The sequence below is a fragment of the Acinetobacter sp. YH12249 genome (assembly GCF_013417475.1).
Lineage (GTDB): Bacteria > Pseudomonadota > Gammaproteobacteria > Pseudomonadales > Moraxellaceae > Acinetobacter.
On record NZ_VPDX01000001.1, the window covers coordinates 40497 to 61334 of the forward strand.

The window sequence follows — 20838 nt, forward strand, 5'->3', positions numbered from 1 at the left end:
TTTCTGTGACTTAGGACGCTTTAGACTGTTTCGATTTGAGAATCTCGGTTCTGAAGCTTTGCGCTAGTTCAGCACTTTCCGCATCCATCCCATTGACCACAAAGGCATGACGGGTCAGAACATTGGTCGGATTTGGCATGCTGACCAGCTCAAAGTGGTCCGCGATTTGTTTCAACAGGGCATTAGGAACATGCAGTGCACTTTCCTTAGCGACTAGTTGCTGAACCAGACGTTCTGCAGCCTGAACGGAATTAAGCTGCATTTCTTCAACGGCTGAAGAAATTGCGCTACGTGTCTGCAGGACAAAACGTTTTTCTTCGCGATAACGCTTATACAGGACTTCTGAAAGCAACTGGAATACTGAACTGATCATGGTCAGACAGGCGAGGGCATCTGGCTTCTCTGCCGCAATACTGATACTGGCACCTTTTTCATCAAACTTGTGTACGGTACAAATATCCGTGCTGTTCAGTTTGTAGTGCTGGATGCACAGTTCAGTCGCTTTATTCAGGAAAATCTGGCACAGATTGAAATAAGGAACCGATACCGTCTTATTCACACTATCTAGCAACTGTTTTGGATCATAGAACTGAATGTTCAAGCTCAGGCTATCGGTATCTAGGACCACAGGTTTACTGTCTTTTTCTTTCGGTTTGTTTTTCAGGGCTTGCTGTGCCTGGGCAATGGCGAGGGCAGCATTATGCTTTTCCTGTTCTAATGCCTGAGTCAAGGTCTGAATCTCGAATTTCAGTCGCGATTCATTATTGATACGTGCCAGATACTCGGTACGGCTTGGACGCGCTACCGCACGATAACCGACCCAAAGCAAACCATGAATAATAAAAGAGAACAGAATGGCAAGCCATTGAGTCCGCAGAATTTCACCAATACTTGGTTCAATTAGGGTGATTTCAATCACACCGACTTTTTTCTCGTTTTGCAGGGCATCACGGACAAAAACTTCCCCATCACGAGTCTTGGTCAGTCCACCAGTGGCTAAAACCTGACCATTCGCATCTAGGATACGAATTGAGGCAACGCTTGGGTTAGTCGCATAACGGTTGGCCAGAAGTGCCAGAGAAACGCGGTTCGCCGGTTCAAGCTCCGCCAGGCTGTCTGTGACCAGTTGGCTCGTCATGAGCTGTCCCTGGTTGGCACGGTTATCATTCAGTTGGTGAGTCGTTGCCAATACCAGTAAAAAGGTATGCAGAGCAAAACTTACAATCAGTAGGCTAGCAAATAGCCCTTGTCTAGGCGCATTCAACGTAAACTTCCAAGGCAATTCTGTTCAATTTCGATTATGATTCTAACAATAGTTGTAGCTCAGACCCGAGTCAATTCATGCGAGAAATCATTCTTATATCATTCTTAGGACCCGACCAGCCTAATCAATTTACACGATTAATGCAGGTTTTGTCCGCTCATTCCTTACAGATTCTAGATGTGGGGCAAGCGGTCATTCATAATCAACTGACCTTAGGTATTGTTGTATCGTCTGATGACCAAACTGCAACAGCATTAGCCATGAAGGAAATCCTGATTCTAGCACATGATATCGGGTTAACAGTGCGCTTTAAACCAATCTCTGCTGCTGAATATGAACAGTGGGTAAGAGAGGGTGGCCGCACGCGTTATATCGTAACGGCATTGGCCCCGGAATTAAATGCCTCTCATCTGCAAGCCGTGACCCAGATTGTGTCGAGTCAGGGCTTCAATATTGAAACCGTGACCCGTCTTTCTGGCCGTCCTGAGCTGGATGGTTCCAATACTGGCCCTAAACGTGCCTGTGTACAGTTTGGTCTGAAAGGCCAGATGTTGGATGCAGCAGCCATGCGTGCAGCCTGCTTAAGCCTGTCGAATAACCTGAATGTCGATGTGGCAGTACAGGAAGATAATGCTTATCGCCGTAACCGTCGTCTGGTCTGCTTTGACATGGACTCGACCTTGATCGAGCAGGAAGTGATTGATGAGCTGGCAATTGAAGCTGGTGTCGGCATCCAAGTCTCTGAAATCACTGAACGCGCGATGCAGGGCGAGCTGGACTTTCAGCAAAGTTTCCGTGCCCGTGTTGCTTTATTAAAAGGCATGGATGCATCGGTATTGCCAAAAATTGCTGAGCGTCTGACCGTGACTGAAGGTGCAGAACGCCTGATTTCCACCCTGAAAGCACTGGGCTACCGTACCGCAATTCTGTCTGGTGGATTCCAGTATTTTGCAGAATATCTACAAGCCAAACTGGGAATTGATGAAGTACATGCCAACGTTCTGGATGTGCAGGATGGCGTGGTGACGGGTGAAGTCAAAGGTCATATTGTAGATGGCGCACGTAAGGCTTTATTACTCCGCGAAATTGCCGACAATATGGGAATTTCTCTGGAACAGACCATTGCTGTAGGTGATGGTGCCAACGACCTGCCAATGCTTTCAATTGCGGGCCTAGGTGTGGCTTTCCGTGCCAAGCCTTTGGTTCGTCAGAATGCCAATCAGGCCATTTCCAGCGTGGGTCTGGATGGTGTGCTCTACCTGCTCGGTGTACATGATAAAGATCTGAGCCGCGCGTAACACATAGCTTTTCGGTGAAATCCAACGCGGCCTTAGGGTCGCGTTTTTTTATATTTTTAGCTTAACTTTTATCGAGGGACGGCGCAGCTTGTCTATAAATACCCCGATCATCTTAAACGGAAAATATTTTTTTTAAGTCGATGAAAGGGCATATGATTTTGTAATGACACGCCAACATCGACGCAGCAATTGATCCACAAATACTGTGAAAATAAAAAATGTAATGACAAAATAATATCGCGACAGAGTATGTCGTAAGGGGAGAAAACAGGACTTTTTTTATGCAAAAAACTCAGCATAATGCATGCATAGAGATACAAATCAACACATTCCATTTTATTGATTTAACGAAATTCAATAGGTAGGACGGTTGCAATATCAAGCATACACACTATCCTTTTGGATGGAGGGGTTTATATGGTAACAGCGAATCTAGCAACTCTCGTAGGCTTTAGTTTAGTCGCCGCGGCTGTGCTTGCTGTTTTCTTCTCGCCTTATCGTCGCTGGTTAAGTTTTATGGCTGCGGGAATGCTAGCCTGGGGCCTGATCGAAGTGATTCGAGTAGGTACTCAAGCCTTGTTTGAGCTCCCGATGACATATAGCTATCTGACAGCTTTAACGGCCGTGATGGTCGTAGTGACCTTACTGTTATTGCGTGAAGATCGACGTGCAGAGCGTGCTTTGGCTAAACGCCGTTATATCGAACATACACCAGTGTATGAAGATGACCAGCAGCAGCTATCTAGCCGTTAAGTTCTCTAATATCAGCGAAATAATGCACCTGCGGGTGCATTTTTCGTTTAGAAATATGATACAAAGTCCTGCATCTGCCTGGCTTTGATCTATGCTAGGATATTTGTCAATTTTCGTACAATTAGAATAGGCATAATTCCATGAAACTGTCCTCCATTCCTGTGCTCAAACTTCCTCTGGTTGACCTCAGTACCGATCCACTTGATTTGCTGGTCGCAGGTCTTGCATTACGTATGAAGCAGTTAGCGCGTACCAGCCCGAAATTTATTGAATTGGTACATGAACGCCAGTTCCGTATTCAGATTGGAACAGATGAAGGAATGGCACGTCAGATCGTTGTGAATAATGGTCATATTGATACTGTTTCAGGTGATGCAGAAAAAGCTGATTTTGTACTGCAATTTGCTGACAGTGAACAGGGCGTAAAAACGTTGCTCAAAGGTGATCCGACTGCATTCATGACCGGTATGCAAAGTGGCACGATTAAAATGGAAGGTGATTTTGGTCTGCTGGTCTGGTTTAACCAGGTTGCGAAAATGATTCCGCCTAAACTGCCAAAACCGGTCAAAGAAAAAGTGAAAATGGCACGCCAGTTTATTAAAGAGAAAACTGGTAAATAACTCCTAATCCCCCTGCTTTAATTAAAGGAGGGGCTAGGGAAGGATTATCATAAAAAAGCCCTCATCAAGAGGGCTTTTTTCATTTTGGAACAATGACGGTTTATTCAACTTCCAGATTAAACGTTACCGGCCCATCATTGACCAGATGCACTTTCATATCGGCCGCAAAAATACCGGTTTGTACATTTTCGAACTGGCTCTGCGCATATTCAACCAGCTGTTCATACAAGACCTTGGCATCGCTTGGCGGCATGGCGGGACCAAAATCCGGACGTAAGCCTTTTTGAGTTTGCGCCATCAAGGTAAATTGGGACACTAGCAGTAAACCGCCACCGGCCTGACTGACATTCCAGCCCATCTTGCCCTGCTCATCATCAAAGAAACGGTATTTCAATATCTTATCAATCAGTTTTTTGCCTTTTTCCAGATTGTCTTCTTTACCTAAACCTAGAAAAACCAGAATACCTTTGCCAATTTCTCCGGTGGTTTCACCATCGACCACGACTTTGGCTTCCAGTACCCGTTGTAATAATGCACGCATAATCAATTTTAGTCAGATTCAAAATTGCCGCCATTGTAGCAAGATCAGACTCATCTGTTATTAAGTTAATGTCTAAAAAATGGGCTTAATTGATTGATTAGCATTGATAATATTTTAAACTATCTAAAAACACGATCATAATCATAAAAATTATCTGTTTTATCTATTTTTTGCTCTCAAGTATCTTAGCTGCATGCAGGAAAGGTATTAAATTGAGAAATTTAGAAATGTTTAAGCGTTCATTACTTGTTGCAATGCTTGCAACGGTGACAGCTGCACAAGCTGCACCATTAACCAAAGATAACGGGGCACCAGTCGGTGATAACCAGAACTCGATCACTGCGGGTCCACAAGGTCCAACTTTGCTACAAGATGTGCAACTGGTTCAAAAACTGCAACGTTTTGGCCGTGAGCGCATTCCTGAACGTGTGGTTCACGCACGTGGTGCAGGGGCTTATGGTGAATTCGTTACGACTAAAGATCTGTCTGATTTAACAATTGCTTCTTTATTCAAGGCCGGTACTAAAACTCCAGTTTTTGTGCGCATGTCTACTGTCATTCATGGTAAAGGTTCACCAGAAACCCTACGTGATCCGCACGGTTTTGCCATCAAATTCTATACTCAGGAAGGTAACTGGGATTTGGTCGGTAACCAGACACCAGTCTTCTTTATCCGTGATGCGATCAAATTCCCGGACTTCATCCACGCGATGAAACCAAGCCCCGTCACCAACGTACAAGATGCCAACCGTGTGTTTGACTTCCTGTCTAGCCAGCCTTGGGCAACCAACATGCTGACTTATGTTTATGGCAAGCAAGGTGTCCCAACCAGCTACCGCGAACAGGACGGTTTTGGTGTACATGCCTACAAACTGTATAACGACAAAGGCGAATACAAGTACGTGAAATTCAACTTCCGCTCTAAACAGGGCGTGAAGGGCTTAAATGTCAAAGAAGCGGCTGCGCAACAAGGTAAAGATTTCAATCACTTGACCAATGATCTTTATAACAACATCTATGCAGGTAATTTCCCGAAATGGGATCTGTATATTCAGGTGCTTGATCCTAAAGATCTGAACAGCTTTGATTTCGATCCGCTAGACCCAACCAAAATCTGGCCAACCAAACTGGTTCCAGAAGTGAAAGTCGGTACATTGACACTCAACCGTATGCCGAAGAACTTCTTCAATGAAACTGAACAGGCTGCATTTGCACCAGGTAATCTGGTCCCAGGTATCGAACCATCTGAAGACCGTTTGCTTCAAGGCCGTATCTTCTCTTATTCAGATACACAAATGTATCGTCTAGGTGCGAACCATCAGCAAATTCCGGTAAACCGTCCTGTGGTGAATGTGAACAACAATAACCAGGAAGGTCACATGAATGTGTCTGAACGTGACTCTGATGTGAACTACGAGCCAAGCCGTAAAGAGCCAAAACCGGCGACTGAAAAAGCGCGTGCAGTTGAAACGCCATTGACTGGTCATGTGCAACAGATCGGTACTAAAGAGCAAAACTTCAAGCAAGCAGGTGACTTGTACCGTTCATATACTGCCAAAGAGAAAGATGACCTGATCATGAACCTGGCGGCTGATCTGGGCAATGTCAAAGATTCAGAAACCAAGCACATCATGTTGTCTTACTTCTATAAGGCAGATGCTGACTACGGTATGCGCATGACTAAAGCTGTAAATGGTGACATCGCCATCGTTAAAGCCAAAGCTGCAAAATTAAAAGACTAATCCCGATTGGTCTTGAGGAACTGGTGACTAGGGCATAGCGTATCACCTCCAAAAAGTCCTGTAATACTCCAAACCTTTCCTGCACCCTAGGGGGAGTTTTACAGGCACTCCGTTTTTTATTCCATCTCAGGTCAATTGAGTCTTTCAAGACTTAAATTTTCCTTTCGATTTCTATTGGAGTTCATCATGAAAGTTCTGCCATATGCATTTTTAGCCAGTATTCTTGCTTTTAGCTCCGCATTCGCAACTGCTGCTGAAGTGAAGAATGTCTCCCCTGCAAAAACTGCGGTAAGCGTTCAGATGACCTCACAACAGGAATTGATCGATCTGTTTTTTGCTGCCGCTAAAATCGGCAATAGCGAAGTGATCAATGAATTTTTAAAACACGGCTTTCCAGTCGATGTACGCAATCAAGATGGTTATACCTCGTTGATGATGGCAACCTATTATGGCCATCAGGATATTGTGACCACCTTACTGGCCAAAGGGGCAGACCGCTGCGCCCGGGACAACCGTGGCAATACAGCCTTGATGGGTGCCTTGTTCAAAATGGAATTTGCCATTGCCAAACAGCTGCGTCAGGTTGACTGTGATGCCCAAGCTAAGAAAACCGGGCAAAAAACCACAGCTGAATTTGCCAAGGTGATCGGTCAGGAAAAGCAGCTACAGAAAATTATCAAGGAACAGGAAAACGGGCTGAAAGCAGCCAAATAACCGAGCAGGAAGCAGTTTATTTTCTTGAACTTTTGTCGATAATTCAGCTAGCTGTACGTAAATCCTGCAATATTGCCTAAACTTTTATGCTTTAATGCGGGATAAGCACAGCGATATTTCCCTTAGTTATGGCTCCAATTATCCACTCTTTGTTAGATACTGACTTGTATAAATTCACCATGCTACAAGTGGTATTACATAAGTTTCCGCAAACGCATAGTATCTATCATTTCCGTTGTCGCAACCTGGAAGATACAGAATATCCGCTGACGGATATTCTGGATGATTTGAATCACCAACTGGATTTGCTGTGTCAGCTCAAATTTAAAGAAGACGAATTACAATATTTACGCAGCCTGCGTTTTATCAAAAGCGATTTTGTGGATTATCTGGAACTATTCCAGCTCAAACGGCGTTTTATTAAGGCCACCGTCGACAATGAAGGCCGCCTGGATATTACTATTGAAGGCCCCATGGTTCAGGCAATGATGTTTGAAATTTTTGTACTGGCCATTGTGAATGAACTCTATTTCAGCCGCATCCGTACACCCGAAGTGCGGGCTGAAGGTGAGCGCCGTCTTAAGGCCAAAATCGAATTGCTGAAACAATACGATGCATCACAAGATCCGAATGATCCACCATTCCTGGTCTCGGACTTTGGTACCCGCCGTCGTTATAGTTTTGACTGGCAAAAGCATGTCGTCGAAGAATTTAATAAAGCTGCACCGCACGTATTCCGTGGGACCAGTAATGTGTATTTAGCCAAAGAGTTGGGTATTACCCCGATCGGGACGATGGCGCATGAATTTCTGCAAGCCTTTCAGGCGTTGGATGTGCGCTTGCGTAATTTCCAGAAAGCCGCCCTGGAAACCTGGGTACAGGAATACCGTGGTGACCTTGGAATTGCCTTGACCGATGTAGTCGGTATGGATGCTTTCCTGCGTGACTTTGACCTGTACTTTGCCAAACTGTTTGATGGTTTGCGCCATGACAGTGGTGATCCCTATGAATGGGGTGACAAAGCTTATGCGCATTATAAAAAGCTGAAAATTGACAGCAAAACCAAAATGCTGACTTTTAGTGATGGCCTGAATCTGGAAAAAGCCTGGAAATTGCATCAATACTTTAAAGATCGCTTTCAGGTCAGCTTCGGGATCGGCACCAATCTGACCAATGACATGGGGCAGACGCCGCTAAATATCGTATTGAAACTGGTGGAATGCAACCGTCAGTCGGTAGCGAAAATCTCCGATAGCCCAGGAAAAACCATGACGGATAATGATACTTTCCTGGCATATTTGCGTCAGGTGTTCAATATCTCAGAACCTGCCTAAAAATCTCTGCTTGATTCAAAAAACCGCTTCAATCATGAGGCGGTTTTTTCTTGGATGATGGTCTTTCTTAAATCAGCTTTAGCTAAAATTATGCTAAGGATCTAGATAAAAACAACATAATTGAAAAAATGAGCTGTGCTAAGATCAAAAGGATTTGACCGCAATGACAACTACTAAGATGACAGCTTCCGCCTTTGACTTTGGTCTGCTGATTGAAGCAGAAGATTTGGTTCCACATTTGGGAAATGAAAAACTTCGAATTGTTGATTTAAGCCGGGCGTCGGTTTATGAACAATTGCATATTCCACATGCCTTACATCTGCAACCCAAGCTGCTGGTTCGTCAGGAAGAAACAGCCATGGGCCTGTTACCGGATGCAGAAGGGCTGGAAGCTTTAATTCGTTACCTGAATATTTCTCCTGAACATCATGTCGTAGCTTATGATGATGAAGGCGGTGCGTGGGCAGGGCGTCTGCTCTGGAACCTGCATTGCATGGGCTTTGAAAATACCAGTTTACTCAATGGCGGCATTCATGCCTGGCTGGGTGCGGGACTACCGACTTCATCAGATCAGGAAACGTTTATACCTGTCGATCATCTGGTTCCAGTCAATCTTGAAAGAAAGGCTGAGTTTCAGATTGATTATGATGAATTAAAACAACTCATTGAAAATGAAAAAATTCAGGTATGGGATTGTCGTACAGAAGATGAATATACTGGCCTACGTCTGGCTGCGCGATGCGGTGGTCACATCCCGGGCGCACGTCATTTTGAGTGGAGTACTGCCCTTAACTGGCAAAATCATTTAAAATTACATCCTTTACCACGTACTCAGCAGCGTCTGGAACAACTGGGATTTGATCTGGATCAGCCGGTTGTGGTGTATTGTCAGTCCCATCACCGTTCAGGTCTGGCTTATATTCTGGGTCGCTTATTCGGCTGGAATATTCGAGCCTATGATGGTGCGTGGAGTGAATGGGGCAACCGCCTCGATAGTCCAATCGCTACAGGAGAGGTGCCATCTTGAGCATCACATCGCGTCTAAAACAACAACTGTTTATCCAGGCCCAAAAAGTGGTGCCACAGCATCGCCTGTCCCGTGTGGTGGGAAAAATTGCAGCCAGCGAAAATCCGCTGGTAAAAACAGCCGTGATTGCAGCGTTCAAGACCAAATACGGGATTGATATGTCGATTGCTGAGCAAACCAATGCTTTAAAATTCAAATCATTTAATGATTTCTTTACCCGTGGACTAAGAACCGGGGTGCGTGCGGTTGATGCTGATTCAACCGCGATCATATCTCCGGCAGATGGCGCGATTTCCCAACTGGGTAAAATTGAAAATGGCGATGTGTTTCAGGCCAAAGGCCAGAAGTTCACTGTTGAAAACCTGATTGCTGATCCGCAACTGGCAGAACCATTCAAGAATGGTGAGTTTGCGACCGTGTATCTGTCACCACGGGATTATCACCGTGTCCACATGCCATTCGCCGGGACTCTGACCGAAACCTTATATGTACCGGGTGAACTGTTCTCGGTCAACCAGACCACGGCCGAAAATATTCCGGGCCTGTTTGCCCGTAATGAACGTATGGTATGTCTGTTTGATACTGAACTGGGTCGTATGGCAGTGGTTCTAGTTGGCGCGATGATTGTGGCTGGTATTGAAACTGTAGCGACTGGCAAGGTAAAACCCTCTGGTCGTATCGAGCTGAATCAACATAATCTTTTCTTAGAAAAAGGTGCCGAACTGGGCCGTTTCTACCTGGGCTCTACTGCTGTGATCCTGTTTGAAGAAAACAAGATGCAATGGGATGAGAAATTTAAAGCCAATTCAACCGTGTTGATGGGTGAGGCGTTGGGTCATACCCTATAAAAAGCTTTTAATCTCCTGTTATGTTGCTTCCCCCTTTGAAAAAGGGGGATTGAGGGGGATTAAATATTCTAATTTCCTCCTCTTGCGTTTCAATTCAAAGCAGTGCTTCAAAGCTTGCTTAGGAGGGAATCTCATGATAACAAATATCCCTTAGATTCTTTCCCTTTGAAAAAGGTGAGAAGCCTTGCTTCGCAAGAGGGAGTTAAAAAATTAAAATCCCTCCCAACCTCCCTTTAAAAAAGGGAGGAGATAAAAGATCCAAAAAAAAGCGCCATTTGGCGCTTTTCTATATTTAAACCTTATCGTTTGACAACGATCGAATCGATACCACTGTGCTGTAAGGTTTGCTGTGCAATAATCGCAGATTCTGCTGAATCATAAGGTCCAGACACTACACGATACCAAACCTTGCCATTTTCCACACTGCGGACTACATCTGCAGATAAACCGTTGAGAATGATTTCTGCACGGCGGGCATCTGCCTGATCCGGGTCATCAAAACTACGGACTTGTAGAATATAGCTTGCAGAAGCAGGGGTTGGGGCTTCGGTTGCATCCAGACCTGGCTCAGTTGCTATTTCTGATTCATCAACTTCCGGTCTTGGTGCCTCTACAATCACCACTGCTTCCTGATTTTTTGCTTCAGGAACCGCCTCTTCAGGAATCGGTGTCACTTGCTGTTGTGGCAACAGATCATAAAAACGGTAGTCTTTATTGGTGTCTTCTTCTTGAGAATGCTCAGCCGTAGCCTGGTTTTTAGGTTTAACAGGTTCCCATGGCTTCCACAGCATGAGTGCCATTAAAAAACTTAACACGATTAAAATGATCACGAGTGTGCCGAGCCAGGTAGGAATAAGTGGCTTTTTGGGCTTATTCGGTCTTTCAGATACACCGCGCTGCGTTTTTCCAAACACTTGGGATTTCCTCTTATTGATCGGGGCAAATAGAAAAGGCATAACAGCAGTTATGCCCCTACTATGACTTCATCCTATGTGATCGTGATAGAAAAGTCATTATCTAGATCACAAATCACACAGAATTTTAATTTATCTGCATCTTCAAACACATAGCTAAAGTTACAAAATGTTTATTCAGCAGATAAACGGTATGAGCATGCTTACTTCGAGCAGGGCTCTCCGTCTTGCGTCAATGTAAAAGTAGTGCTTTGCATTTTCGCTTCGAGCATAGCTCTCGCCTTGCGAGCATACAAAACAGTGTTTTGCTTACATGCTCTCAGGCGCCGATACACCAAGCAGTTCCAGACCGTTACGCAGTACTTGGCGAACATTTACAGATAACAGTAAACGTGCCTGAGTCAATTCTGCATCATCGCCCAGAACCTTGTTGTCGTTGTACCAGCCATGGAACAGCGCAGCCAGCTCTTTTAGGTAGTTACCAATCTGATGTGGTTCATAGCTATTTGCAGCACGAACGACAATCTCTGGATAAGCCGCCAGTTTTGCCAGAATTTCAGTTTCCGCTTCCAGCTCAAGTTTAGCTGCCAGACCACGTGCAGTGGTGACGTCAAAGTTCACGCCTGTAGACGCTGCCTTTTCTAACATACGACAGATCCGCGCATGCGCATACTGGATGTAATATACGGCGTTGTCTTTGCTTTGAGATACGGCAAGGTCAAGGTCGAAGTCAATATGCTGTTCAGATTTACGCATAACATAGTAGAAACGCGCTGCATCATTCCCGACCTCTTTGCGCAGGTCACGCAAAGTCACGAACTGGCCTGAACGAGATGACATCTGTACCATCTCGCCACCACGCCACAGGCTGACAAACTGAACCAGAAGTACAGTCAGTTTTTTCGAGTCATAGCCCAGAGCATCAATCGCGGCTTTTACACGTGCGATATAACCGTGGTGGTCTGAACCCCAGATATCAATGATATCGGTATAGCCACGTTGTAATTTGTTTAGGTGATACGCAATATCAGACGCGAAATAAGTGGTTTGACCATTACGGCGTTTCACTACGCGGTCTTTTTCATCACCAAATTCAGTCGACTTGAACCAGATGTTGCCATCTTTTTCATACAGGAAGCCACGCTGATCTAGAGTTTGTAGCGCTTCATCAATTTTTTCATTCAAAGTCGCTTCACTGAACCATTGATTGAAAGTCACCCCGAATTCACCAAGGTCATCTTTAATATCATCAAGGATGGCTTTTAACGCAGCTTGATGGAATACGCGGTAACCTTCATTTAATAAAGTTTGTGAGTTAAAGATCAGGCCATCAATGTGCTTTTCTTTATCGCCTGAAACCACCACCTTATTGCCTTCAGCATCCGGTTCGGCAGCGTACTGTACATCTTCAGGGACATCTTTATAAACGTCTGCAACAGGGCGAACATAGATATCGCCGTCTTTATCAATAATGCTTTGTGCGATTTCTTTGACGTAGTCACCTTGATAGGCATTTTTCGGGAACACCAGTTCCTGACCCGTCAATTCTAAATAACGTAAGTAAGTTGAAGTCGCCAGAATATCCATCTGACGGCCAGCATCGTTGACGTAATATTCGCGATCAACTTTGGCACCTGTCGCTTCAAGCAGATTTGCAACAGTCATACCATAAGCAGCGCCACGACCATGACCTACGTGCAGGCTAGAAGTCGGGTTCGCAGAAACAAATTCAACCTGAACGCGTTTTTCCGCATTGGCCTGGGTACGACCATACGTTGCCTGTTGAGCCTGAATCTGATCCAGCACAGCAAAACGCTGGTCTGCATTTAAAAAGAAGTTAATAAAGCCTGGGCCTGCAATTTCTGCCTTGCTGATATCCGCCACTTCAGGCAGGGCAGCAAGAATTTTTTCTGCTAAATCACGCGGTTTCATACCCGCAGCTTTAGACGCGATCATGGCAATATTTGATGCAAAGTCACCGTGGTTGCGGTCTTTGGTACGCGTCAAATTACTTGTATTGTTCCAGTCAGATGGGAGTACGTTTTGTGCCTGTAAAGTTTGCACTGCATGATCGAGAGCTGCTTGGATTGCCGTATTCATAATCAGTCGAAAATAGATATCGCAGAAAAACAGCAAATATAGCAAATTTCCGACTCTTTAGGTAAAACCATTTATGGGGAATAAAAAATATACGATTAGTAGTCTATAGTTTCTATCCATCGGTCGGTCATCAATGAAGGATCACATGAGAAAGAGGGGAATAAATGAGTTGAAAATTTTGCTATAAAAAATGAATCATCCAGCAATCAAAATGGCCTATATTAGCCTGATTGAAACTATAAAAAGAGTCAGCATGGATTCAAAACAGCGTCCGACCATCATCGGCAATATTCCCAAACTTCCAGCCAAATGGGCCTTGGTCATTGTGCCTTTTATCCTGTCCTGCCTGATGAGTGGAATTATTTCCATGATTAACATGCTGCGTAATCTGGGCTGGATTGAGGGCTTTATGGCACTCTGGTTTCATAACTGGATGATTTCCTGGGCAATTGCTTTTCCAATTGTGGTAACGCTTTTGCCTTTTGTACGCAAATTTGCCGGCTTGCTGGTCGATATGTCAGGAAATCAGCCACCCAAATAATTGTTTTCTATCAATGAGAATTAAGAAAGAAGTTTTAGAAGGTAAAAAGCATTCGCTAACAGATGAGTTCTATAGCTGAAAAACCAACTAAATCAGATGCTCGACTGCAGCGCGGATGATCCCAAGGATCAGACCAATACAGGCCCCGACCACGACACCATTGACCCGGATCATATGCAGGTCACCACCGACTTCGTTTTCAATCTTGTCGATCATCTCAGTCGAATCCCATTCATGAATACGTTCACTGATAAAACGGATCACTTTCTCACTGTACTGGTCACTCAAATCGACAGCGATACCACTGAGACGGTTATTCAGCAACTCACGCACTGAAGTATTTGAAATAATATTTTCACCGACTTGCTGAATGGCGACTCGCAGATTCTCCGCAATCCCCGAATCCGACTTTTGCAAATCTGCTTTGATGGCATCGCATAAAATGACCACTGCACCACTGATAAAATTTAGCACTTGCGGACTGTCAAGCAGGGCATCTTTAGTTTCATTCAGTCGCTGGCTGGCCATACTTTCAGAATCTGCCAATTGCTGCATCAATTCTTGAGCTGTTTCTTCAATTTTAAGCCGCCACGGATGGTCGGGATCTGCCAGCATGGCTTCCACCCGCTGAATCACCGAATCGATACTGCGTTGCTGCACATCAATACCGATCCAGCTGGCGCCTTTGGCCAGACGCCAGACGCCCATTTCCTTGAATAAAGTGCGGGTCAGCTCACGAGTCTGTTCGGGATGTGAAGTCATCCAGGCATGTACCACATCCAGGCCACGTTGCAGCACATCCTGGTGGAAATCATTTTCCAAAACAGCGCGCAGCATTTCGCTGGCCAGGGTATTGATCTGGGTGTTTTTGACCCATTGCACACTGTTGCTCTGAATAAATCCGGCGATCTGTTCCTGCCCGACAAATTCAAATACTTTGGGTACGGTCTGCTGAATCACTTGTGTGACTTGAGCATTATTCTGCGGATTGGCCAGCCAGCGGCCAGCAGCCAGACTTAAATCGGTACTGGCCAGACTGCGCTGCACAATTTGCGGGGAAAGGAAATTTTCCTGCACAAAGCGCCCCATAGATTCGGCAATCCGGGCCTTATTGCGTGGAATAATTTCAGTATGGTCACGTAAAAATTTCGGAATCGGCAGCCGGCCAAAAGGATTGCGGAACAGCACGGTAATTGCATACCAGTCCGCCAGACCACCGACTACACCTGCTTCGGCAGAGAGCATCAGAATATGAATCAGCCAGATATATTCAGGCAGCAGTTTGGCAGTAATCATCAGCGCCAGCCAAGCCAGTACTGCGACGACCAGTGCAATGGTCGCAAAACGTTTACTGCGTTGTAAGCTGGGTGACGGCTGCTCTTTCTGCATAAATCATCCTGTTATTGAGGCGTGGCCGGTTGCGGTTGGAGTACTTGGCCGGATGGACTTACTCCATATTTAGCGCCAAGTGATTGTAAAATCAAGCGGGCATCAAAGGCATCTTTCGGTTCCTGACCGGCTTTAAAGCACTCAATGGTATAAGCCACCTGGGCAGGATCTAAAGTGACAGTATAGGGCTGATCATAGAATGGATCAGGCCAGAATCCCGGATAACGGCGGTAATAACCATAAGGACGATAATAACCGTATGGATAGACACTAGGCGCCGGATAGACAATTGCCTGACGCGGTGGTTGCTGGGTACGGTTACTAGGATCGTTCAGTACCCGGAAAAACTGGAAGCCATTTTGTACCGTAGTTTGAGCGGCTTTAAGCAGGGTGATTTCTTCGGCTGTACCGAAACTCATATTAGGTCGCGCCTGAAAACTGATGCGGTAGGTATTGGCATTCAGTGGAGTGGTGCTGTACTGGCCGAGCTGGTCAAAGGTCAGTGGCTTGGACGGTGCCGTTGCACAGCCGGAAAGCAGGGCGGTCGTCGCAAGGGTCAGGGCAATGACGGTTTTTTTCATCTTCGTTCTCCTGATAGGATGATCCAGCGAGTTACAGACCTCTAGAAGCTGCTATCTGGCTGGGTCAGGAAACTCAATTCTTCCTCGGTGGATTCACGGCCCAGAATCTGGTTGCGATGTGGGTAGCGTCCGAAACGATCAATAATGATTTTATGCTTGATTTCATATTCGAGGTTTTCTGGATTGCCGAGGCGCTGAAATAATTTTAGCGCAAATTCATGGATTAATTTGGATTCGCTATGCATGAAAGGCATATAAAGAAAGGAACGTTGCTCCGGGCTCAGCTGCTTGTCCAGATCCTGACTGATGGCTTCCTGAGCCAGTGCCAAAGCCAGACTGTCCTGAGCAAAAGCACGCGGCGTATCCCGAAAAATATTCCGTGAAAACTGGTCCAGAACAAGGATTTCTGCCAGACGGCCGTCAGCATTCTTACGCCATGACCATAGTTCAGCTCTACTGGCCTGTTCCAGAATATCGCCAAATTTTTCCTTCAAACTTTGGTCGAACTGGTCACTTTTGGCAAACCAGTTGGGTTGAGTCTCAGGACTAAACCAGAAGTCTAAAATATCTTGATAATTCATAATGTTTACAATTTATTAGCATTTATTTGTCAATAAAATCACAAATTTCACATGTCTTATAGAGAAACTTTGTGTTAAAAATTTGCCCAACTAAAAATCAATGGTTTGCTTGAAAACTAGGCAGGGCAGCATGTGCTGTCTGGAAATCGCGGTATACTAAGCTAAACCGATGATTCTATTTTAATAGTTACCCCCATTAAGCGAGATTGTAATGAGTCAACCTGAATCGACTGCCCATGATGTATTACCGGAATGGGTAGATTCGTCGCTCATCAAAGGAATGCTGCGCGGTATCGAGCGTGAGAGCTTGCGTATGCAAAGCAATGGTTTCCTGTCACAGGAACCGCATCCTCATGCCTTAGGTTCAGCTCTGACACATCCGCATATTACGACCGATTATTCTGAAGCCTTGATGGAGTTTATTACTCCACCGAAAGAGAGTATTACTGAGGCATTAAACTACCTGACTGACATTCATGCCTTTGTACACCGTCATCTGAAAAATGATGAAAAACTCTGGCCGATGTCGATGCCTTGCATGCTCGACAGCAAGGATGAAAATATCCCGCTGGCGCAATATGGCAGCTCCAATATTGGCTTATTTAAAACCCTGTATCGTCATGGTTTAGGCGTGCGTTATGGTCGCCGTATGCAGACCATTTCCGGGGTTCACTATAATCTGTCTTTCCCGGATCATTTCTTTATAGCGCTACAAGAACAGGAAACTGATGAGGAGCTGCGCGCTTTAAGTCTGCAGGATTATCGCAGCCATCGTTATATGGGGCTGATCCGTAACTTTATTCGTTTAACCCCATTGGTGATTTTCCTGGTTGGTGCCAGTCCAGCCGTTTGCCAGTGTTTTATGACTGGACGTGATCACCACTTATTCCCGCTGGTACGCGGTACTTTATATACGCCTTATTCGACTGCATTACGAATGGGACGCTTTGGCTACCAGAATTCAGCGCAGAAACAGCTGGGTATTCACTACAATAATCTGCAGGATTATCTGGAAGGTCTGCAAAAAGCGGTCAGAACACCGTACAAACAGTTTACCCGTCTGGGTCTGGATGATGCCAATGGTCAGCCAATTCAGATCAATGACCATGTGCTACAGATTGAAAATGAATACTACAGTCTGGTGCGTCCAAAGCAGGTACCTAAAGAAGGTGAAACTCCATCGCAAGCCTTGCAAAATCGCGGGATCGGCTATGTTGAGCTGCGTGCTGTAGATGTCAATCCGTATAGCGCGATCGGGATCAATGAAGATACTGCCGGCTTCCTGGAAGTAGTGGCACTGTACTGCTTATTGCAAGACAGCCCGGCATTGCTGGATGCCGAACAGGAAATCATTGACCAGAATCAGGCTGAAGTGGTCAATCGTGGCCGCGCCTATAACGCTGCGATTATGGAAAATGGCCAGCGCTATATGATTGAAGACTGGTGTAATTTACATTTGCAACGTATGCAGCCACTGGCTCAATTGCTCGATCAGGCTTATGAAACTGATCTATATAGCAATGCTATGCAAGCCATGCAGATCCGTGTCGATGAAGTTGATGCGACCTTGTCAGCCCTGATTGTCGGAGATATTCGTAGCCACAGCAGCATGTGGCAGTTTGGTCAGCATTTGGCCCATCAGCATAGCAATCTCTATGAATCACATCGATTAAGCAAAGAAACACTTAAATATTTCAATGAATTGTCACAAAAGTCATTGCAGCAACAACAGCAGCTCGAGCAAGATAACACGATCAGTTTTACTGAATATTTAGCCCAATATCGATAATAAATAAGAGGATTAACCATGCAATGGGGTTATCGCTTCGTGAGTGGTGTGTTGTTTTTGGCATCTATTGCCGGGATGGCATTTGCTTTATATCTTGAGCATGGACAGGGCCTGAACCCTTGCCCATTGTGTGTGTTTCAACGAATCGGATTGATCGGACTAGGGATTATTTCCCTGATTGCGTTGCTGCATAATCCGAAATCCAATGCCATGAAGCGCGTATATGCTTTCTTAGGCTCGCTGAGTATCTTATGGTCAGTCGGTGTCGCTGCACGGCATGTCTGGCTACAGAACCTGCCCCCAGATCAAGTGCCGAGCTGTGGCCCAGGTCTGGATTACTGGCTGGAAACTTTGCCGATGAAATCGGTATTACAGCAGGTGCTCAATGGTTCAGGTGAATGTGCCGCTATTGACTGGACTTTCTTGGGGCAATCTTTACCAGTCTGGTCATTGGTGTTCTTCAGTATCTTATTGCTGATTAGCCTGTGGCAGTTATTCCGCAAATATCAGACTGCGCCCGTCAAACGCCTAAGAGATAAATACTGATTTTCAAAATTGGAATCAAAAAAGCCAGTCTACAGACTGGCTTTTTTTTATCACTCTCTTAGAGGCGAACCAAATTTTTCACCTTCAATCAGGTTAGGGCAATGCCTTCAATACTGTCCAGATCGGTCACGTATTCATGAATTTGCGTATAGGTTTCATCTTCCACACTTGGATAGAACCAGCGCACAATCTGTTCGGCCACCAGTGGATGATACTGAATTTCAAAATGATTCAGTCCATAGAAAATCGCCTTATGTGCGTCGGGTACTTTCAGATCAAAACGCGGATGGGGATGTTCGCCCAAGGCACTTTTGACACTGACCAGATAATCACCGATCACATTAAGCGTTTTGTTGGTATGGTGTTCAAACTCGATCGTACCTGCCACCAGATAGGCATCAATATGCGCAGGAATCGGGGCTGGTTTACGGTTGTCGTCCATAAAGCCAATCCGTACCGGATTATGTTCCCAGTCATCATCCCGGACGCTGCCATGACGTAAGTCTAGAATTCCGTTACTGCGAATATTCACCACATGTCCCACAATTTTCACTAAAGGAAAATGTCCGAGCTTTTCCTGCAAACTAAAACCAAAACGTTCCAGTACCGCACCATGATGCGGTGAGCCCAGACAGACCAGATTTTCTACCATCGGAATCCAGTCATAGACATTTTGTTTGCCATAGAACAAGGCGCTGCGTGACACCAGACCGCCCATACTGTGTCCGATCAGATCAATACTGGTAATTCCTGGATTACGTTTGACCAGATCCTGCAAGGCATTGGCCAGACTGCGGCCATTGGCTGAAATGCGGCGTCCGGTATTGTAGTTCAGGTACAGCATGGTGTTATGGTCACGCTGTGCCAGTAATTTTTCTCCAATGCCCGGATATTTGCGGGTTGACCAGTCCAGATGGTTCATGCACAGACCATGCACAAATAGGGTAATGCGTCCGGTTAGCTCACCTTGTTGCAGAGAACCATAATGATCGTAAATGAGCATCGGCAGGGCGAGAGGATTCTGATATTTCAGCAGATAATCGCCAATAATCCCGTTCAGGGCACTGACCATAAAATGCATGGTCGGGGTCAGAGGTTTATTATGTAATTTTGGAAATCTTTCAATAATACGGCGCAGTCCAGGCGCAATCAGGGTATTGCCATAATGAAAGATCATGTCATAAGACATTTGATACAGACGTACGATATAAGGAATATTCTGGAAAGTTTTGGAATTTTTTTCACTCAGCCCGAATACGCTCATTAAAATTTCACGCTGAATCGATTTAATCAGCTCCTGTACTACATCACTAAAGCGCATGGTGACCAATTGTGCCAGGCCTTCCAGGACATCTGCCTGGCTAAGCGGAGTTCGATCCCATCGACAATAGGTTTCATGCAATGGCGTTAAACTTGGCATTTGATCCTATCCTTTATATGAGCCGTAGACATCTTTCTTTTTTGAGCACTTCGCGGTATAAATTCTTTTTTTCAGTATTCTTGATTCTCAATTTATTCGGAATACTCTTAAAATAGCGAGAATTGCATAACATTAAAGGCTTTTTTGTCAGACAATTTAAGCAATTAAGTGGTTATAAAATGAAGTGTATTTCACACTTTTAAATTAAATTTTGACATTTTGTTTGTTTTTATTGATTGCCGATGAATATCATTTACCTGCATGGGTTCAAGAGTAGTAGCAGCTCAATTAAAGGCCAGTTATTGGAACAATACTGTGCCAAGTACCCGGATATTCAGGTGCATTTACCGGATTTAAACATGCCGCCGATGGCTGCAATTCAGAAGATTGCTAAATTGATCCAGTCGATGGATCAGGTGGCATTGGTCGGCAGTAGTCTCGGGGGATTTTATGCGACATATCTGGTCGCTCAAGCGCATGTGCCGGCTGTACTGATCAATCCGGCAATGCGACCATGGCAGCTGTTTCGTGAACTGTTTGATGATGAATTGCCCCTGCAGGTTCATCCGAACTGGTGCCTGAATGACGCAGATCTTGGCCAGCTCGAAGCCATGGCGCTACCAACTGCACAAGATGCAGACAAAATGTTAGTGCTGTTACAACAAGGCGATGAAGTTTTGGATTATCGTGAAGCACATCGCTATTATAGTTCAGCTCGTCCACCTGCACTGCTGATGACCGAGGCCAATGGCAGCCATGGCATGGATGATTTTGCGGAGAAAATTCCGCTGCTCTTACAGTTTTTATCCGACTGCATAAAAAAGGAAACCGAATAA

At 45.2% G+C, this 20838-nt stretch carries 20 protein-coding genes; 12 read left to right on the forward strand and 8 right to left on the reverse strand.

The window, feature by feature from the left end; genetic code table 11:
- Positions 1–10 precede the first annotated feature (10 nt).
- Positions 11–1264: a hypothetical protein gene (locus FTV25_RS00220; protein WP_159124187.1), complete on the reverse strand. Its 1254-nt coding sequence runs from the start codon at positions 1262–1264 to the stop codon at positions 11–13.
- A gap of 77 nt (positions 1265–1341) precedes the next feature.
- Between FTV25_RS00220 and serB the strand changes: the two genes are divergently transcribed.
- From serB to FTV25_RS00235, 3 genes are all read left to right on the forward strand, one after another.
- Entirely contained in the window at positions 1342–2562 is a 1221-nt protein-coding gene (gene serB / locus FTV25_RS00225) for a phosphoserine phosphatase SerB (protein WP_180002568.1), read from the forward strand.
- A gap of 417 nt (positions 2563–2979) precedes the next feature.
- On the forward strand, positions 2980–3315 hold the full coding sequence (aciT, locus tag FTV25_RS00230) for a ciprofloxacin tolerance protein AciT (protein ID WP_034703185.1): 336 nt from the start codon (positions 2980–2982) through the stop codon (positions 3313–3315).
- 140 nt (positions 3316–3455) lie between these two features.
- Complete coding sequence (locus FTV25_RS00235) at positions 3456–3935, forward strand: SCP2 sterol-binding domain-containing protein (protein ID WP_004281258.1); 480 nt, start codon at positions 3456–3458, stop codon at positions 3933–3935.
- 100 nt (positions 3936–4035) lie between these two features.
- On the opposite strand, the gene dtd is transcribed toward FTV25_RS00235, so the two are convergent.
- Positions 4036–4476, reverse strand: a complete 441-nt coding sequence (dtd, locus tag FTV25_RS00240) for a D-aminoacyl-tRNA deacylase (RefSeq protein ID WP_004281259.1) — start codon at positions 4474–4476, stop codon at positions 4036–4038.
- Positions 4477–4703: 227 nt separating this feature from the next.
- Here dtd and FTV25_RS00245 point away from each other — a divergent pair, with 227 nt between their 5' ends.
- The 5 genes from FTV25_RS00245 (at position 4704) to asd (ending at position 10141) form a co-directional block, all read left to right on the forward strand.
- Entirely contained in the window at positions 4704–6218 is a 1515-nt protein-coding gene (locus FTV25_RS00245) for a catalase (protein WP_180002569.1), read from the forward strand.
- A gap of 186 nt (positions 6219–6404) precedes the next feature.
- The gene (locus FTV25_RS00250; protein ID WP_180002570.1) at positions 6405–6932 is read left to right on the forward strand and encodes an ankyrin repeat domain-containing protein; all 528 of its coding nucleotides are present in this window, start codon (positions 6405–6407) and stop codon (positions 6930–6932) included.
- 128 nt (positions 6933–7060) lie between these two features.
- The gene (gene pncB / locus FTV25_RS00255) at positions 7061–8266 is read left to right on the forward strand and encodes a nicotinate phosphoribosyltransferase (protein ID WP_180002571.1); all 1206 of its coding nucleotides are present in this window, start codon (positions 7061–7063) and stop codon (positions 8264–8266) included.
- Between the two features lie 178 nt (positions 8267–8444).
- The gene (locus FTV25_RS00260; RefSeq protein WP_180002607.1) at positions 8445–9293 is read left to right on the forward strand and encodes a sulfurtransferase; all 849 of its coding nucleotides are present in this window, start codon (positions 8445–8447) and stop codon (positions 9291–9293) included.
- A complete protein-coding gene (gene asd / locus FTV25_RS00265; protein ID WP_180002572.1) occupies positions 9290–10141 on the forward strand; it encodes an archaetidylserine decarboxylase in 852 nt (283 codons plus the stop codon). The genes FTV25_RS00260 and asd overlap by 4 nt, the downstream gene beginning before the upstream one ends.
- A gap of 299 nt (positions 10142–10440) precedes the next feature.
- On the opposite strand, the gene FTV25_RS00270 is transcribed toward asd, so the two are convergent.
- Together FTV25_RS00270 and argS are read right to left on the reverse strand one after the other, a co-directional pair.
- Positions 10441–11055 carry an SPOR domain-containing protein gene (locus FTV25_RS00270; protein ID WP_180002573.1) on the reverse strand — a complete coding sequence of 205 codons (615 nt, stop codon included), beginning with the start codon at positions 11053–11055 and terminating at the stop codon, positions 10441–10443.
- Positions 11056–11364: 309 nt separating this feature from the next.
- Complete coding sequence (gene argS, locus FTV25_RS00275) at positions 11365–13155, reverse strand: arginine--tRNA ligase (protein WP_180002574.1); 1791 nt, start codon at positions 13153–13155, stop codon at positions 11365–11367.
- Positions 13156–13408: 253 nt separating this feature from the next.
- Between argS and FTV25_RS00280 the strand changes: the two genes are divergently transcribed.
- The gene (locus FTV25_RS00280; protein WP_125278848.1) at positions 13409–13696 is read left to right on the forward strand and encodes a DUF2798 domain-containing protein; all 288 of its coding nucleotides are present in this window, start codon (positions 13409–13411) and stop codon (positions 13694–13696) included.
- Between the two features lie 87 nt (positions 13697–13783).
- Here FTV25_RS00280 and FTV25_RS00285 read toward each other — a convergent pair whose 3' ends face one another.
- Genes FTV25_RS00285 through FTV25_RS00295 form a run of 3 tightly spaced genes read right to left on the reverse strand, consistent with a single transcriptional unit; the run spans position 13784 to position 16247 of the window.
- Positions 13784–15085, reverse strand: a complete 1302-nt coding sequence (locus FTV25_RS00285; RefSeq protein ID WP_180002575.1) for a DUF445 domain-containing protein — start codon at positions 15083–15085, stop codon at positions 13784–13786.
- An 11-nt stretch (positions 15086–15096) separates the two neighbouring features.
- On the reverse strand, positions 15097–15666 hold the full coding sequence (locus tag FTV25_RS00290) for a hypothetical protein (protein ID WP_180002576.1): 570 nt from the start codon (positions 15664–15666) through the stop codon (positions 15097–15099).
- Positions 15667–15707: 41 nt separating this feature from the next.
- A complete protein-coding gene (locus FTV25_RS00295) occupies positions 15708–16247 on the reverse strand; it encodes a DUF924 family protein (RefSeq protein ID WP_179991905.1) in 540 nt (179 codons plus the stop codon).
- A 211-nt stretch (positions 16248–16458) separates the two neighbouring features.
- Here FTV25_RS00295 and gshA point away from each other — a divergent pair, with 211 nt between their 5' ends.
- Positions 16459–18036, forward strand: a complete 1578-nt coding sequence (gene gshA / locus FTV25_RS00300; protein ID WP_159124207.1) for a glutamate--cysteine ligase — start codon at positions 16459–16461, stop codon at positions 18034–18036.
- Positions 18037–18054: 18 nt separating this feature from the next.
- The gene (locus FTV25_RS00305) at positions 18055–18582 is read left to right on the forward strand and encodes a disulfide bond formation protein B (RefSeq protein ID WP_180002577.1); all 528 of its coding nucleotides are present in this window, start codon (positions 18055–18057) and stop codon (positions 18580–18582) included.
- An 88-nt stretch (positions 18583–18670) separates the two neighbouring features.
- Here FTV25_RS00305 and FTV25_RS00310 read toward each other — a convergent pair whose 3' ends face one another.
- Positions 18671–20002 (reverse strand): alpha/beta hydrolase, encoded by a 1332-nt coding sequence (locus tag FTV25_RS00310; protein ID WP_166137513.1) that lies wholly within the window; start codon positions 20000–20002, stop codon positions 18671–18673.
- Positions 20003–20244: 242 nt separating this feature from the next.
- On the opposite strand from FTV25_RS00310, the gene FTV25_RS00315 reads away from it, so the two are divergent.
- The gene (locus tag FTV25_RS00315; RefSeq protein WP_180002578.1) at positions 20245–20838 is read left to right on the forward strand and encodes a YqiA/YcfP family alpha/beta fold hydrolase; all 594 of its coding nucleotides are present in this window, start codon (positions 20245–20247) and stop codon (positions 20836–20838) included.

Bases quoted from the DNA above. Each gene is read 5' to 3' on its own strand.
- serB (WP_180002568.1), top strand. From the start codon at position 1,342: ATGCGAGAAATCATTCTTATATCATTCTTAGGACCCGACCAGCCTAAT.
- aciT (WP_034703185.1), top strand. From the start codon at position 2,980: ATGGTAACAGCGAATCTAGCAACTCTCGTAGGCTTTAGTTTAGTCGCC.
- FTV25_RS00235 (WP_004281258.1), top strand. From the start codon at position 3,456: ATGAAACTGTCCTCCATTCCTGTGCTCAAACTTCCTCTGGTTGACCTC.
- dtd (WP_004281259.1), bottom strand. From the start codon at position 4,476: ATGCGTGCATTATTACAACGGGTACTGGAAGCCAAAGTCGTGGTCGAT.
- FTV25_RS00245 (WP_180002569.1), top strand. From the start codon at position 4,704: ATGTTTAAGCGTTCATTACTTGTTGCAATGCTTGCAACGGTGACAGCT.
- FTV25_RS00250 (WP_180002570.1), top strand. From the start codon at position 6,405: ATGAAAGTTCTGCCATATGCATTTTTAGCCAGTATTCTTGCTTTTAGC.
- pncB (WP_180002571.1), top strand. From the start codon at position 7,061: ATGGCTCCAATTATCCACTCTTTGTTAGATACTGACTTGTATAAATTC.
- FTV25_RS00260 (WP_180002607.1), top strand. From the start codon at position 8,445: ATGACAGCTTCCGCCTTTGACTTTGGTCTGCTGATTGAAGCAGAAGAT.
- argS (WP_180002574.1), bottom strand. From the start codon at position 13,155: ATGAATACGGCAATCCAAGCAGCTCTCGATCATGCAGTGCAAACTTTA.
- FTV25_RS00280 (WP_125278848.1), top strand. From the start codon at position 13,409: ATGGATTCAAAACAGCGTCCGACCATCATCGGCAATATTCCCAAACTT.
- FTV25_RS00285 (WP_180002575.1), bottom strand. From the start codon at position 15,085: ATGCAGAAAGAGCAGCCGTCACCCAGCTTACAACGCAGTAAACGTTTT.
- FTV25_RS00290 (WP_180002576.1), bottom strand. From the start codon at position 15,666: ATGAAAAAAACCGTCATTGCCCTGACCCTTGCGACGACCGCCCTGCTT.
- FTV25_RS00295 (WP_179991905.1), bottom strand. From the start codon at position 16,247: ATGAATTATCAAGATATTTTAGACTTCTGGTTTAGTCCTGAGACTCAA.
- gshA (WP_159124207.1), top strand. From the start codon at position 16,459: ATGAGTCAACCTGAATCGACTGCCCATGATGTATTACCGGAATGGGTA.
- FTV25_RS00305 (WP_180002577.1), top strand. From the start codon at position 18,055: ATGCAATGGGGTTATCGCTTCGTGAGTGGTGTGTTGTTTTTGGCATCT.
- FTV25_RS00310 (WP_166137513.1), bottom strand. From the start codon at position 20,002: ATGCCAAGTTTAACGCCATTGCATGAAACCTATTGTCGATGGGATCGA.
- FTV25_RS00315 (WP_180002578.1), top strand. From the start codon at position 20,245: ATGAATATCATTTACCTGCATGGGTTCAAGAGTAGTAGCAGCTCAATT.